14 protein-coding genes are annotated in these 14,072 nt (G+C 58.8%); 9 read left to right on the top strand and 5 right to left on the bottom strand.

Features of this window, described 5'->3' with window-relative positions; genetic code table 11:
- Window positions 1-2 precede the first annotated feature (2 nt).
- The gene (locus tag PEL8287_RS17620) at window positions 3-542 is read left to right on the top strand and encodes a hypothetical protein (RefSeq protein WP_085893748.1); all 540 of its coding nucleotides are present in this window, start codon (window positions 3-5) and stop codon (window positions 540-542) included.
- Between the two features lie 12 nt (window positions 543-554).
- Here PEL8287_RS17620 and PEL8287_RS17615 read toward each other — a convergent pair whose 3' ends face one another.
- On the bottom strand, window positions 555-1,010 hold the full coding sequence (locus PEL8287_RS17615; protein WP_085893747.1) for a DUF4174 domain-containing protein: 456 nt from the start codon (window positions 1,008-1,010) through the stop codon (window positions 555-557).
- 114 nt (window positions 1,011-1,124) lie between these two features.
- On the opposite strand from PEL8287_RS17615, the gene PEL8287_RS17610 reads away from it, so the two are divergent.
- The 8 genes from PEL8287_RS17610 (at window position 1,125) to PEL8287_RS17575 (ending at window position 8,324) form a co-directional block, all read left to right on the top strand.
- Window positions 1,125-2,126, top strand: a complete 1,002-nt coding sequence (locus tag PEL8287_RS17610; RefSeq protein ID WP_235862333.1) for a hypothetical protein — start codon at window positions 1,125-1,127, stop codon at window positions 2,124-2,126.
- Entirely contained in the window at window positions 2,098-4,227 is a 2,130-nt protein-coding gene (gene scpA / locus PEL8287_RS17605; RefSeq protein ID WP_085893746.1) for a methylmalonyl-CoA mutase, read from the top strand. Before PEL8287_RS17610 ends, scpA begins: the two co-directional genes overlap by 29 nt.
- Window positions 4,228-4,328: 101 nt before the next feature.
- Window positions 4,329-4,835, top strand: coding sequence for an MAPEG family protein (locus PEL8287_RS17600; RefSeq protein ID WP_085893745.1), 507 nt, complete (start codon window positions 4,329-4,331; stop codon window positions 4,833-4,835).
- 247 nt (window positions 4,836-5,082) lie between these two features.
- Window positions 5,083-5,694 (top strand): VOC family protein, encoded by a 612-nt coding sequence (locus PEL8287_RS17595; RefSeq protein WP_085893744.1) that lies wholly within the window; start codon window positions 5,083-5,085, stop codon window positions 5,692-5,694.
- Window positions 5,691-6,170 (top strand): GNAT family N-acetyltransferase, encoded by a 480-nt coding sequence (locus PEL8287_RS17590; protein ID WP_085893743.1) that lies wholly within the window; start codon window positions 5,691-5,693, stop codon window positions 6,168-6,170. The genes PEL8287_RS17595 and PEL8287_RS17590 overlap by 4 nt, the downstream gene beginning before the upstream one ends.
- A gap of 44 nt (window positions 6,171-6,214) precedes the next feature.
- Window positions 6,215-6,892: a molecular chaperone DjiA gene (locus PEL8287_RS17585; protein ID WP_085893742.1), complete on the top strand. Its 678-nt coding sequence runs from the start codon at window positions 6,215-6,217 to the stop codon at window positions 6,890-6,892.
- 1 nt (window position 6,893) lies between these two features.
- Window positions 6,894-7,925 (top strand): endonuclease/exonuclease/phosphatase family protein, encoded by a 1,032-nt coding sequence (locus tag PEL8287_RS17580; protein ID WP_085893741.1) that lies wholly within the window; start codon window positions 6,894-6,896, stop codon window positions 7,923-7,925.
- Window positions 7,926-7,961: 36 nt separating this feature from the next.
- Window positions 7,962-8,324 (top strand): hypothetical protein, encoded by a 363-nt coding sequence (locus tag PEL8287_RS17575; protein WP_085893740.1) that lies wholly within the window; start codon window positions 7,962-7,964, stop codon window positions 8,322-8,324.
- Between the two features lie 53 nt (window positions 8,325-8,377).
- Here PEL8287_RS17575 and PEL8287_RS17570 read toward each other — a convergent pair whose 3' ends face one another.
- The 4 genes from PEL8287_RS17570 to PEL8287_RS17555 are packed head-to-tail and all read right to left on the bottom strand — an operon-like array spanning window position 8,378 to window position 13,932.
- Window positions 8,378-9,916 carry a Ppx/GppA family phosphatase gene (locus tag PEL8287_RS17570; RefSeq protein WP_085893739.1) on the bottom strand — a complete coding sequence of 513 codons (1,539 nt, stop codon included), beginning with the start codon at window positions 9,914-9,916 and terminating at the stop codon, window positions 8,378-8,380.
- Between the two features lie 51 nt (window positions 9,917-9,967).
- Window positions 9,968-12,142: an RNA degradosome polyphosphate kinase gene (locus PEL8287_RS17565; protein ID WP_085893738.1), complete on the bottom strand. Its 2,175-nt coding sequence runs from the start codon at window positions 12,140-12,142 to the stop codon at window positions 9,968-9,970.
- A 48-nt stretch (window positions 12,143-12,190) separates the two neighbouring features.
- A complete protein-coding gene (locus PEL8287_RS17560; RefSeq protein WP_085893737.1) occupies window positions 12,191-12,865 on the bottom strand; it encodes a P-loop NTPase family protein in 675 nt (224 codons plus the stop codon).
- Window positions 12,865-13,932, bottom strand: coding sequence for an AI-2E family transporter (locus PEL8287_RS17555; RefSeq protein ID WP_085893736.1), 1,068 nt, complete (start codon window positions 13,930-13,932; stop codon window positions 12,865-12,867). Before PEL8287_RS17555 ends, PEL8287_RS17560 begins: the two co-directional genes overlap by 1 nt.
- Window positions 13,933-14,072 lie beyond the last annotated feature (140 nt).

Here is a 14,072-nt window from a genome sequence, read left to right as displayed (position 1 = left end):
TCATGAACCTGACCCGCGATCATATGCGATCCCACAGCCAGGCACCGCTGGTGCTGGCCTGTCTGGTGCTGTCTATGATTGCGGGATGTTCGCGCGAGGATGAAGAAGCGCTGCGCGGGCGGCTGGAACAATGGTATGCACTGGGTCCGACAGTGGCCTTTCATGCGACGGGTAACTGCGCAGCGGGCGCTTTCGGGCTGACCGATGACGCCGTGAAATCTGCCATGCCAGTCACGCAGGGCCTGCCCGAAATGGTGATTGCATTGGCCCGTCGCGGTGCCGCGGCACTGGATGATCCGTCACAGACACCGGATGCCGGGATGGTGGCACTGGTAAACTTAGACCGCGCAACCGGAAGCGGCATGCGCCGCGCGGCCCTTGAGGGGCGTGCGTGTATGAATGAAACGGTTGAAAGCGCCTTTCGCTATGCGCTGGTCAATCCACGCGCCGTGCTGGCCTATGACAAGCGCCACGCGGCGCTGATGCTGCTGGACCCGCGGACAGGTATGCTAATCGTGGCAATGGGGGCAGCTGATGGTTGAGCCTTGCGCCCGTCAGCTACCGCTACGGCGGTCGCGCAGCTCTTGCTGGCGCATCGGCAGCTTGTCGATCACGCGGGTGATTTCGCGCACGTCCCAGGGAAAGGGTTTGCGCAGGTACTTGGTGCCGTCCTTGCCAATCAGAACCAGCATGAAGCCGCGCGGATGCAGTGCTTTGCGCAGGGCACTTTTGGCAGAAGGGTCGGTATCGGTCAGGACAACAACATCGCGATCGGCAAGAACATCCAGCCTTTCGGTGATATATCCCATCTGCTGGATATACCTGGGGTCCGCCGGAGAGTCGGCAAAAATGACAAGCGGTCGTTTTATCCAGACAAATTCATTCAAATCCGATTCAAGGCCGGACCGGATCACCTGCGGTTCGGCAGGATCGTCCGTCACCGTGGGCGTATCTGCAAAGGCAAAGCCTGCGATAAGCGTCAGAAAAACAAAGGATATGGTTTGCTTCATCGTCCCTCCTGTCAGCCAAGATATAGGGGCGGCTGCCGGGAATGCGAAGGCCAATCGCAACGGGGGTGATGAAAATTTTAGTGTTAATCGCATTGTCAGCTTTGGAGGGGCATCATGCAGGCCATGACCGTTCCAAGCCCGCGTTTCGCGGCAATCCGGCGAAAGGTGCGCGTAACGATGGATGTGATATTGCATTTGGGGGCCCATAGAACGGCATCCACCAGCTTTCAGCATTATATGCGTGAAAATGCGGCGAAGCTTATGCCGGAGGGTATTGGTTTCTGGGGGCCTTTGCGAACGCGGGACGGTTTGCTGAGCGGTATCATCCCGGTGCCGGGCAGGCGCACAGCCGCAGACCAGCTTGGCCGGGCCAAGGGCCGCATCGCGCTTCACCTGAAAACGGCGCGCGACAAGGGCATCCGCCAACTGATCGTCAGCGATGAAAACATGATAGGCGCGGCACGCAAAAATTTGCGCGATTCCTGCCTCTACGCCGGGGTGGGTGAACGGATGGCAAGATACAACGACGCATTTGCCGGGAAGATCGTGCGTGTCGCCTTGTCGATCCGCAGTCAGGATGGTTTCTGGGCCTCGTCAGCCGCTTTTGCCGTTGGGCGCGGGCACGTGGTGCCCCGCAAAGATGACCTGGACCGGTTGGTTACCACAAACCGCCACTGGCGCGAGGTGGTTGCTGATCTGTACTGCGCTTTGCCGGGCGCCGAGATTCAGGTGATGCCCTATGAGATTTATGGCGGCCTGCCCGAGCGCAAGCTGGCACAGATGACCGGGCTGGCCAACCCGCCGCGCAAACATGCACGCGAATGGCTCAACCGCGCGCCTGACCTGACCAGGCTGCGCCAGATTGTGACGGATCGCGGCGGCGATGCCGGACGCCTGCCCGAAGGAACCGGCCGGTGGCACCCGTTTGACCGGCACCAGACCATCGCCCTGCGCGAGGCTTATGCGGACGATCTTTTCTGGCTGCGGGCCGGGGCGGATGGGTGCGCGACACTGATAGAGGAAACCGGACCTGAGAAGGCGGGGCAGAACCCGTCCACAGGCCAGAATACGACAAGAGGACAACCCAATGGTATCGAAGAAAGACGACTGGCGTAGCGCTGCTGAAAAGGAATTGCGGGGCCGCCCCCTGGATGATCTGACCTGGAAAACGCTGGAAGGCATCGAGGTTCAGCCGCTTTACACCGAAGAGGACCTGACCGGTCTGGATCATCTGGGAACAATTCCGGGGCAGGCGCCGTTCACCCGGGGCGTGAAAGCCACTATGTATGCCGGCCGGCCCTGGACAATCCGGCAATATGCCGGGTTTTCCACTGCCGAGGAATCAAATGCCTTTTACCGCCGTAACCTGGCGGCCGGGCAGCAGGGGGTTTCGGTGGCCTTTGATCTGGCCACGCACCGCGGGTATGACAGCGATCACCCCCGCGTCGAAGGCGATGTCGGCAAGGCCGGGGTGGCGATTGATTCCGTTGAGGACATGAAGATCCTGTTTGACGGTATCCCGCTGGATCAGGTCAGCGTTTCCATGACGATGAACGGGGCGGTTGTGCCGATTCTGGCCAGCTTCATCGTCGCCGGAGAGGAGCAGGGCCATGACAAGAGCGTGCTGTCAGGCACCATTCAGAACGATATTCTGAAAGAATTCATGGTGCGGAACACCTATATTTATCCGCCCGAACCCTCGATGCGGATCATTTCGGATATCATCGAATATACCTCGAACCAGATGCCGAAATTCAACTCGATCTCGATTTCGGGCTATCATATGCAAGAGGCCGGGGCCAACCTGGTGCAGGAGCTGGCCTATACCCTTGCGGACGGCCGCGAATATGTACGCGCTGCCATCGAGGCGGGCATGGATGTGGACAAGTTTGCCGGACGGCTGAGCTTTTTCTTTGCGATCGGCATGAACTTTTTCATGGAAGCGGCCAAATTGCGCGCCGCTCGCCTGCTGTGGCACCGCATCATGACCGAGTTTGGCGCCAAAAACGAACGCTCGAAAATGCTGCGCACCCATTGCCAGACGTCGGGTGTCAGCCTGCAGGAGCAGGACCCCTATAACAACGTGATACGCACCGCCTATGAGGCGATGAGCGCGGTGCTGGGCGGCACGCAGTCATTGCACACCAACGCGCTGGACGAGGCAATTGCCCTGCCCACTGATTTCAGTGCCCGGATAGCCCGCAACACCCAGCTGATCCTGCAGGAAGAAACCGGGGTGACCCATGTGGTCGATCCGCTGGCGGGATCATATTACGTTGAAAAACTGACTGCCGATCTGGCCAGCGAAGCCTGGAAACTGATCGAAGAGGTCGAAGAAATGGGCGGCATGACCAAAGCGGTTGAATCAGGCATGCCCAAGCTGAGAATCGAGGAATCAGCGGCCCGGCGGCAGGCAATGATCGACCGCGGGGATGAGGTGGTTGTTGGCGTCAACAAATACAAGCTGGCGCAACAGGACCCGATTGATATCCGCGATATCGACAACACATCGGTTCGCGACTCGCAGGTCGCGCGCCTGAAAAATATCCGTGCAACCCGTGACGAGGCGGCCTGTCAGGCGGCGCTGGACGAGTTGACACGCCGCGCGAAGGAAGGCGGCAACCTGTTGGAGGCGGCGGTTGAGGCCGCCCGCGCAAGAGCATCGGTCGGAGAGATCAGCATGAGTATGGAAAAGGAATTCGGCCGCCACCGCGCCGAAGTGAAAACCCTGGCAGGCGTCTATGGCGCCGCCTATGAGGGCGACGAAGGTTTTGCCGCGATCCAGAAATCGATTGAGGATTTTGCCGAGGATGAGGGGCGCCGCCCCCGGATGCTGGTGGTCAAGATGGGCCAGGATGGCCATGACCGCGGTGCCAAGGTGATCGCCACTGCCTTTGCCGATATTGGGTTTGATGTCGATGTCGGCCCGCTGTTTCAGACGCCGGAAGAGGCCGCCCAGGATGCGGTCGACAACGACGTGCATGTGATCGGCATCAGCTCTCAGGCGGCGGGGCATAAAACGCTGGCGCCCAAACTGATCGAGGCGCTCAAAGCCAAGGATGCAGGGGATATTCTGGTCATTTGCGGCGGCGTTATTCCGCAGCAGGATTACGACTTTCTGAAAAAGGCCGGGGTGAAGGCAATCTTTGGTCCGGGCACCAACATTCCGCAAGCGGCCCAGGACATTTTGCGCCTGATCCGTGAAGCGCGGGCGTGATGTTGCCAACGCCCGGGGGGCGATCTGCCCCCCGCCGCTGATACTGTTGACAGTATCAGCGTGCCCCCCGAGAGTATTTTTGGGAAAAATGAAAGAGCACGATGGGCAAGCGGGGCAAAATTACGGTCGGTATGACGGCGGGATTGATCTGGGCCATGGCGCTGCTGTGGGGGGCTGCAAATTTTGTGGTGCTGCCGGTGTTCACCCTGATGCCCACGATCATGACTGCGTTTCTGGCGCCGGGTCTGGTTCTGATCATGATGATCGGGCGGCTGGCGCAGCGGCGGTTCTATGACGACGCACTCATTGACGGGCAGCCTTTTGAATCACAAAGCAGCGCCGAGATTGATCACAGAGTTCTGGTAAACACGGTTGAGCAACTGGTGCTGGCGCTGTGTGTCTGGCCCGCCGCTGCGGTTATTCTGGCGGGCGAGGGGCCGGGGGTTATCATGGTGTTGGGACTGGGATTTGCCGCGGCAAGACTGGCTTTCTGGGGCGGTTATCACATGTCGCCACCGCTGCGGGCCTTTGGCTTTGCCGCCACGTTCTATCCCACCGTTCTGGTCGCCCTTTGGGCGCTGTTCAGGCTGGTCAGTTACGTCGGTTAGGCTTGGGGCGCTTTGGGCTGAGATGATCCGACTTATGTCTGATGGTGTATGACAGAACGGGAATGAAGACGGCGAAGGCCGGGAGCATGCGCGTCAAATAGATTTTTCCCGAAGCGGTATAAGCGCAGAAACGGTAAATGGCGCGCAACAACATTGCCTTTTTCTGCGTTAACCACTTATGTATCCCTGCCTTGGACAAACTGGCATTGGTCTGTGTCCGGAACTGGGACGCGTCACCGGAGGAACCATGCTGCACCTGGATCATATTGCCGTCGCGGCAGAAACGCTGGATGCGGGGCGCGCGATGGTTGAAGGCGCACTTGGTGTTGCCCTGCAGCCTGGCGGGCAACATGCGCATTTTGGCACGCATAACATGCTGCTGGGGCTGGAAGACGGATTATACCTTGAGGTCATCGCGATTGACCCGGGAGCCCCCAAACCCTGTTATGCACGGTGGTTTGATCTGGACCGGTTTCAGGGGAAGCCGCGGCTGAGTAACTGGATATGTCGCACGGATAATCTGGACCGCGAGGTTGCGCAGTTTCCGGCGGCGGGGCAACCCGTAGCACTGGCACGGGGCGATCTGCGCTGGAAAATGGCGGTGCCAGATGATGGAATTCTGCCCTATGACAACCATTTCCCGGCATTGATCGAATGGCAATGCACGCAGCATCCGGCGCACCTGTTGGCGCCGTCGGGCTGCCGGTTGGAGCGCCTGCTGATCCGCCATCCGCATGCGGGCCACCTGCAGGCGGCGCTGGCGCCGGTTCTGGAGGATCCGCGTATCGTATTTGAGACCGGCCCGGCAGCGCTTGTTGCCGAGATCATGACGCCCCTGGGTCAACGGGTGCTGGAGTGATCATCCGTACGGCCCGGGTCGACGATGCCGAGTGTATCGCCGGGTTCTGGAACCCGCTGATCCGCGACACCAGCGTGACTTTCAGCACGATCGAAAAAACGCCGGAAGGATTGCGGGCGGATATCAAGGCGCGCGGTGATGCGTTTCTGGTTGCAGAAGATTCAGGTCAGGTGGTGGGGCTTGCCACCTACGGACCGTTTCGCGGCGGGCCGGGATACAGGCACACGGTTGAGCACACGGTGATTCTAGCGCCCTGCGCACGGGGACAGGGTACGGGGCGCGCGTTGATGGCACGGCTGGAAGATCAGGCACGTCATGCCGGCCTGCATGTGATGGTGGCCGGTGTAAGCTCTGAAAATCCCGGTGCCGTGGCCTTTCATGAACGAATTGGATACCAGAAGGTGGGGCTTATGCCGGAAACAGGCCGTAAATTCGGACGCTGGATGGATTTGATCCTGTTACAGAAACTTCTTTAAAACCTGCGCTGACAAGCAGGGGCAAAGCCGGTAGGTTGGGCGCGATGTCGATCTGGACCAGAATATCCGAAGCGCTGTCTGCGCTGACCAGCGGCGAGGGGCTGAGTGCGGTTTTTGACCGTTTGCGCACCCCGCCTGAACGCAGTGTGGCCTTTACCATCGCGGTTATCGCCCTGAGCGCCAAGATGGCCAAGGCCGACGGTCTGGTGACGCGCGACGAGGTGACCGCCTTTCGCGAAGTGTTCCAGATTGCCCAGGCCGACGAGGCAGGTGCGGCGCGGGTGTTTAACCTGGCGCGTCAGGATGTGGCGGGATTCGAGGAATATGCCACCCGGATCAGCCGGATGTTCGGGGATCAGGATGGTACGCTGTGCGACCTGATGGAAGGGCTTTTCCACATCGCCATGGCGGATGGTGTGTACCATCCGAACGAGGATTTGTTTCTGGGCCGTGTCGCGGAAATCTTTGGCATTTCCGACGCACAGTTCAGCGGACTGCGCAGCAGGTTTGTCCCGGATGCCAAACCCGATCCCTATTCGGTTCTGGGGGTCACGCCTGATACCCCCCTCGATGAAATACGCACCATCTGGCGCCAGATGGTGCGCGAAACGCATCCCGACAAGATGATGGCGCGCGGCGTGCCCGAAGAAGCGGTAAAGCTGGCCGAAAAGCGCATGGTTGATATCAATCGTGCCTGGGAGGAAATCAGCGAAAGGGGCTGAGATGCGGATTGCGACCTATAACGTTGAATGGTTCAACGCGCTGTTCGACGACGAAGGTCAGATGCTGGACGATGGCGAATGGTCTGCCAGGTATGACGTGACCCGGGCCGATCAATTGGCCGCTCTGGGTATTGTCTTTACGGCCATGAATGCAGACGCGGTTATGATCATTGAAGCGCCGGATCACAATGGCAAGCGCTCGACCGTTCCCGCCCTGGAAAATTTTGCCCGAAAGATGCAGCTGCGCACCCGCAAGGCACTGGTGGGATTTGAAAACGATACCCAGCAGGAGATTGCGCTGCTTTATGATCCGGATGTCCTGACTGCGGTTCATGACCCGAAAGGAGAGGAGACCGGTCGCAAAGGATCGACCGATGCGCCGCGGTTTGACGGGGTGTTCCGGATTGACCTGGATATAGACGCCACCGAGGATCTGGTTGAATTCTCAAAGCCGCCTTTTGAAGTAGCCGTCACAACGGCGGGCGGTTTTGCATTTCGGATGATCGGGGCACATCTGAAATCCAAGGCACCGCATGGGGCCCGAAACCGGGACGAGGTGATGCGTATGGCGATCTCGAACCGGCGTAAACAGATGGCGCAGGCGGTATGGCTGCGGCAGCGTGTGCAGGCGCATCTTGATGCCGGCGATCCGTTGGTCCTGCTTGGTGACCTGAATGACGGTCCGGGCCTTGACGAATATGAGCATCTGTTCGGGCGGTCCTCGATCGAGATCATCATGGGCGAAGGAAGCGATACCGATCTGAAGCTGTATGATCCACATGCAAGGCGCGCCCTGACGCGGAAGATCGGGGTGATCAATTCGACCGCGCGGTTTTATCTGAAGCATGAAAAACGCTATATGCAGGCTTTGCTGGATTACATCATGGTCTCGCCGGATCTGCGGGCCAAAGAACCAAAATGGCGCATATGGCACCCGTTTGACGACCCGGATTGCTGGAACATGCACGAGCTGTGTGACGCTTTGCTGACGGCGTCGGATCATTTTCCGGTGACGATTGATGTTGATCTGTGATCTACAAATCCTGACGACCCTGCTTATATAAAGCTGATGAAACGGTTTGCCACGATAACCGCCGCTATCTGCCTGAGCGCGTTGCCCGCGCTGGCGGATGATGCGGCTGACGACAATGGGTTTTCCCTGATGGAAGAGGGCGCAAAGCTGTTTTTCGAGGGCATCATGCGCGAGATGGAGCCTGCGTTGGACGATCTGCGCGGACTGGCCGACGAGATGGAACCCGCGCTACGCGAATTCGTACAGGAAATGGGGCCGGCTTTTGCGGATCTCATGGGCAAGATTGATGATCTGAATGCCTATCACCCGCCCGAGATTCTGCCCAACGGGGATATCATCCTGCGCAAGAAAACACCGCAAGAGTTGAGCCAAGAGCCGGACAGCGAAATCGAGATTTGAAGCGTTTGGCCTTAACCCTGCCTCGGGTGAAGGCGAAATATCCAATCGCCTGCTCAGAGGCCCTTGATGACCGATTCAGCACCAAGTGAGTCAGTCAAAGATGCGAAGCGCGCCGCAGCGACTTCGCCAAAGAGCGGGGCGGCTTTAACCGACAGGCGCAGTTCCAGGACCTTTTTCTTTGGGAACCAGCGCATTTCGCCAAGATCGGCGTTCTTTTTAAGCCAGAGCATAGCGCCAAATCGCATCGCCTTGCCCAGGATTTCAGCCTCGAGCTGATCCTTTTCTGTCACCAGCCCATACAGATCTTCAAACCGGGTGCCATCGCGCTTGTTCGAATAGCGGTGCAGCAGGGCCAGGCCCAGGAATACCCGTTCGGAATGCTTCAGCCCGCCCAGGTTGGCGCGGGTGGCGTTGTCAAAGCAATCTTCGGCGCGATAGTCGGGGTGCGCGCGCCAGCTGACATCGTGCAACAGGCAGGCGGCCTTGATCAGGCGCGTGCGCTCGGGCCCTGCAGATTTGAAGAGCGGTTGGATGAAATTATACAACACCTTGCCGAAACCAGGTACGCGGGCATCTTTTGATTCAGCAAAGCGGCAGGCCTCGATCAGCGGATCACGGTCGCGCAGTTGCTGGGGCATCTGTTCGTACAAAAGCCCTTCGCGGATACCATAGCTGGAAATAGCGATATCGCGGGGTTTGAAGGTCTTCACCACTTCGCTCAGGACTTCTGCGGCGTTTGGCACCAGCGACATTCGGGCTGTTGAGACACCGGCCTGCTGGCGCAGTTCTTCGATATCGGATTTGGCAATGAAATTGACAGTATCGCGCACCGCACTGGGGGTCATGCGGTATTCGTGCAGGACATGCAGCGGATATCCACGACGCGCCATATCTACCTTGGCGATGGCCCGCCATGATCCCCCCACCAGGAAAAGCCGGTTTCTCTGGGGTCCCAGCTCGTCCCGCATGGCGGCAAGCGTTTCGCGGATGTGAGCCTTGCGGGCCTTTTTGCCACCTTTCATATCGCGCAGTTTCAAGGGGCCAAGATGGGATGAAACGCGGTTGCCTACATGCCCGCCGTTGATCTCGGCCAGTTCCATCGACGAGCCGCCAATGTCGCAGACAAGCCCGTACGCCCCGGGCCAGCCCAGCAATACGCCCTGTGCCGACAGGCGGGCCTCTTCGCGGCCATCAATGACAAATAGCTTAAGGCCGGTTTCGGTCTCGACCTGATCGCGGAATTCCGGGCCATCTTCGGCCTCGCGGACGGCAGCGGTGGCAACCGCCGACAACGGGCCGGTGCCCATGCCCTCGCCCAGCAATTGAAAGCGTTTGATTGCAGCCAGTGCGCGTTTGCGACCCTCGGGGTTCAGGCGACCGGTTTCGGACATTCCGGCGCCAAGGGCACACATGATCTTTTCATTGAAAAAATAAGCCGGGCTGCGCGCGGCGCCGTCAAAAACCACCAGCCGGACAGAGTTTGATCCGACATCAACCACACCCACGCGGCTGAGTGCCCGCGCCGAAGGCTTATCAAACAGGGCGCGGCCAAAGGGGCCTGCATCTTGATGCGCCGGATCGCTACTGTCCATGTCACCTCCGGTTCTGGGCCGTTTCATATATGCGACGTCGGGCGAGACGGGTCAATCTTCGGTGTGGGTTAGTTTGGGCACATCCGAAGCCCCAGCCGAGCCGCGGCCTGATAATGACGGGTTTTCCATGAAGAACCTGTGACAATTGAACGCAAACTCGCCTTCGGGCGTTGGCGTGCGGGTAAAGCTGCCATCGGGGGCCATCACCCAGCTTTGCGCCACATCGGCCAGATTGGCGGCCATTACCTGACCGACAATCTGAGCCTTGACGGTGGGGTTTTCGATTTCGACCAGCGTTTCAACGCGCCGGTTCAGGTTACGCCCCATCCAGTCGGCTGAACTGATATAGACCCGCGCCTTTTTTGACGGCAGGCCCGAACCATTACCAAAACACACGATGCGCGAATGTTCCAGAAACCGGCCAATGATGGATTTGACCCGGATGTTTTCGCTCAGCCCCTTGATGCCGGGGCGCAAGCCGCAGATGCCACGTACCACCAGTTTGATTTTTACCCCCGCCTGACTGGCGGCATAAAGCGCGTCGATGATATCGGGCTCGATCAGTGAATTCATCTTGGCCCAGATTTGTGCAGGCTTGCCCTCGCGCGCGAAATCCGCCTCGCGAGCGATCATCTCAAGCAGCCGGGACTTGAGCGAGATCGGCGAGATGGCAAGGTTTTCAAGGCTGTCCGGCTGAGCGTAGCCAGACAGGTAGTTGAACACCTTGGTCGCGTCGCGGCCCAGCGTGGCGTCGCAGGTGAAAAACGACAGGTCAGTGTAAATCTTGGCCGTAATGGGGTGGTAATTGCCGGTGCCATAGTGGGTGTAGGTCACCAGATTGTCGCCTTCCCGGCGTACCACGATCGAGATTTTGGCGTGGGTTTTAAGGTCAAGAAAGCCGTACACTACATGCGCGCCCGCCCGCTCCAGCCTGCGGGACTGGCGAATGTTCGCCGCTTCGTCAAAACGGGCCTTCAATTCTACCAGGGCGGTGACGGATTTGCCGTCTTCCGCTGCTTCGCACAAGGCCTCGACGATGGGAGAGTTTTTCGAGGTCCGATAAAGTGTCTGCTTGATTGCCACCACATCGGGATCACGCGCGGCCTGTGTGAGGAACCGCACCACCATGTCAAAGGTCTCGTAGGGGTGGTGCAACAGCATATCTTTCTGGCGGATCGCAGCGAACATATCGCCGTCATGATCCTGCACACGTTCCGGCACGCGTGGGGTAAAACTGGGCCACAGCAGATCGGGGCGGGATTCCAGCACCAGGTCTTTGAGATCGGCCAGACCGATAAGTCCTTTGACCTCTACCACTTCGTCGGGGTTGACGTGCAGTTCCTCCATGATCAGTTGGCGCAGGGCCTCGGGGGCGCCAGCCGAGACTTTCATGCGCACAACTTCGCCCCGACGGCGACGTTTGAGGGCAACCTCAAATTCGCGCACCAGATCCTCGGCTTCTTCCTCGACCTCAAGATCGCTGTCGCGCAACACGCGAAACGCGCAGTGGCCGATGTATTTGTAGCCGGGAAAAAGGCTGTTGAGGTGCAGTAAAAGCAACTCTTCCAGCGGCAGAAAACGAAAAGTCCCTTCAGGCGCGGGCAGGGTGACGAACCGGTCAATCTGCTGTGGGATAGGTAGCAGGGCCTGCAAGGGTCGTTTGTCTTTCTTGCGCTCAAGATTCAGCGCCAGAGAATAGCCCAGGTTCGGTATGAACGGGAACGGGTGGGCCGGGTCGATAGCCAGAGGCGACAGAACTGGAAAGACTTTGTGCAAAAAGACATCGGCCAGATAGGTTTTATCCGCTTCGGTCAGATGCGCATTGTCGAGGATCGAGATTTTCTCGGCTTCCATCTCAACGCGAAGCGCCTCGAATGTGTCTTGCTGTGTCTCCAGCAATTTGCGGGCATCTTCATTGATCAGTACCAGCTGCTCAGCCGGAGTCAGCCCGTCGTCGGCCGGGGTGGTATTTCCGGCGTGGGCCAGTTCGCGCAGACCCGCAACGCGGACGTTGTAGAATTCATCCAGATTGGTGGCCGAAATAGACAAAAAGCGCAGCCGCTCCAGCAGGGGAACGCGCGGGTTCTGCGCCTCTTCCAAAACACGCCAGTTGAACCCCAACCAGCTGAGTTCGCGGTTGTAAAAACGACCCGGGCCAGTGATGTCCAGGCCGGGCACATCAACGGCTTCGGGTAGTGGGGATTTTAGAAAATCAGCGTTTGTCATCTGTGCCTTATGGCTATGTAACGTTTTGGGAAGAGGTCAATTGTGGCCTTATCCGCCCAGGTTGTCCAGCACCTTCGCCGCCAGTTTGCGGGTGATGGGCCGCCCGGTCTCGAGCGCTGTGCGATCAAGGGCGTCTATTACCCTGCGTGCGGTTTCAAACGAGCGGTCGATGCGGCGCGTAAGATAGGGAATGATATCCGGGCCAGGCGACAATTGCCGGTCTGACAACAATTTCATGAGGACGGCAGACAGCAGTGCGTCATCCGGCGCGCGCAATTTTACCAGTGTGGTGGCCTGCATGCGGCTGGCCAGGTCGGGCAGGGTGAGGGCCCAGAAATTGGGTGCGGTAGTGGCTGTCAGCAAAAGCGATTGCCCTTCGGCCAGGATCAGGTTGTGCAGATGGAAAAGCGCCTCTTCCATGGCGCGGTCTCCGGCGATCTGGTCTGCGTCCTCAACCGCGACGGGGGCGGCGGCCAGGGCGGGTATATCCGCCCCGATCAAATGGGTGGCGGATAGGATATGTGCACCGGTCAACGCGGCCCAGACATGGGTCAGGTGGGTTTTGCCAGCGCCCGCGGGGCCTGCCAGTACCAGCTTGCGGTTGGGCCAGCCCTGCCAGCTTTCGATCATTGCCACGGCCTCGGCGTTGGCGGGCGAGACAAAGAAATCGTCGCGCCCCAGAGCCTGCCTGGCGGGCAAATCAAAGCTAAGCTGCTGTGCCATTATTCTTCGTCCCGCGCCGCCAGACCAAGATAAAGGCGGCTGTCCTTGTATTGGCCAAGGGCAAACCGGGCAAGAACACCAATAGATGCAGCGACAGGGACGGCGACCAACATGCCGACAAACCCGAAAAGTGCGCCAAATACCGATAAGGCAAAGATCAGCCAGACAGGATGCAATCCCACCGAATTGCCTACCAGACGGGGGGTCAGGATGTTGCCCTCGATCACCTGGCCAAGAACGAAAATGCCTGCGACAAGTCCGATCGAGACCCAATCCCCCCAGAACTGAAACAATGCCAGCCCGACGGCCAGTGCGCCCCCAACAAGCGCCCCAACGTATGGAATGAAGGTGATAAGCCCGGCGATAAAGCCCACGACCAGACCAAATTGCAATCCGACTAGCATTAATGACGCCGCGTAATAGGTGCCCAGAATTAAGCTTACAGTGCCCATGCCGCGGATGAAACTTGCAAGTGTTTGGTCAATCTCGGTGGCCAGCTTGCGGATGACGGGCGCGTGATCGCGGGGCAGAAGGTCGTCGACCTTTTCAACCATATGATCCCAGTCATACAGAAGGTAGAAAGCCACCACCGGCACGATGACGAACAAAACCACTACATTAAGCAGTGATGCCGCTGAACTAAGCGCGGTTTGCAGCAGTTGCCCGCCTCTCTCTCGGATGGTTTCGCCCAGCGAAATCAACGTCTTGTGTACTGTCGAGTTGCTGTCAAGCAAGTCCGGGAACCTGTCGGTCAGAAAGTGTTGCAGGTCCTGCGCCAGCTGAGGTGCGATGTTGAAAAGCGCAATAGCCTGTTCAACCAGTGTCGGTACGACCAGCAGGGCCATGATCACGAACACCAAAAGCGCCACAAGCGTGATGATCGCAACCGAGGCCGCCCGGCTGAATTTCATCGCTTCGAGCCGGTCAGCGACGGGATCAAGGAAATAGGCAATCGCTCCGCCCAGAACGAAGGGCAGGATGACATCGCCCAGGAACCAGAGCAGCACAAAGAAGACCGCCGAAGCGATCCCCCAGTATTTCATCTGATCCTTGACGGGCAGGGCCATCGCTACCTCGGGTTCTGGTCTGTCTTACACATCGCCCATGGTCGCGCGGCTTTCAAGAGCAGTGGCGCGAAAAGGCTGCAACATGGCTTGTGTGCCATATCGCAAAGCCATAAACGGGGGATAACATCAAATTTCCGAGG

This window comes from Roseovarius litorisediminis (genome assembly GCF_900172295.1).
Taxonomy (GTDB): Bacteria; Pseudomonadota; Alphaproteobacteria; order Rhodobacterales; family Rhodobacteraceae; genus Roseovarius; species Roseovarius litorisediminis.
This window is presented reverse-complemented; position numbering and strand designations above follow the sequence as displayed.

Coding starts and splice junctions, on each gene's coding strand:
- PEL8287_RS17620 (WP_085893748.1), top strand. CDS start 3: ATGAACCTGACCCGCGATCATATGCGATCCCACAGCCAGGCACCGCTG.
- PEL8287_RS17615 (WP_085893747.1), bottom strand. CDS start 1,010: ATGAAGCAAACCATATCCTTTGTTTTTCTGACGCTTATCGCAGGCTTT.
- PEL8287_RS17610 (WP_235862333.1), top strand. CDS start 1,125: ATGCAGGCCATGACCGTTCCAAGCCCGCGTTTCGCGGCAATCCGGCGA.
- scpA (WP_085893746.1), top strand. CDS start 2,098: ATGGTATCGAAGAAAGACGACTGGCGTAGCGCTGCTGAAAAGGAATTG.
- PEL8287_RS17600 (WP_085893745.1), top strand. CDS start 4,329: ATGGGCAAGCGGGGCAAAATTACGGTCGGTATGACGGCGGGATTGATC.
- PEL8287_RS17595 (WP_085893744.1), top strand. CDS start 5,083: ATGCTGCACCTGGATCATATTGCCGTCGCGGCAGAAACGCTGGATGCG.
- PEL8287_RS17585 (WP_085893742.1), top strand. CDS start 6,215: ATGTCGATCTGGACCAGAATATCCGAAGCGCTGTCTGCGCTGACCAGC.
- PEL8287_RS17580 (WP_085893741.1), top strand. CDS start 6,894: ATGCGGATTGCGACCTATAACGTTGAATGGTTCAACGCGCTGTTCGAC.
- PEL8287_RS17575 (WP_085893740.1), top strand. CDS start 7,962: ATGAAACGGTTTGCCACGATAACCGCCGCTATCTGCCTGAGCGCGTTG.
- PEL8287_RS17570 (WP_085893739.1), bottom strand. CDS start 9,916: ATGGACAGTAGCGATCCGGCGCATCAAGATGCAGGCCCCTTTGGCCGC.
- PEL8287_RS17565 (WP_085893738.1), bottom strand. CDS start 12,142: ATGACAAACGCTGATTTTCTAAAATCCCCACTACCCGAAGCCGTTGAT.
- PEL8287_RS17560 (WP_085893737.1), bottom strand. CDS start 12,865: ATGGCACAGCAGCTTAGCTTTGATTTGCCCGCCAGGCAGGCTCTGGGG.
- PEL8287_RS17555 (WP_085893736.1), bottom strand. CDS start 13,932: ATGGCCCTGCCCGTCAAGGATCAGATGAAATACTGGGGGATCGCTTCG.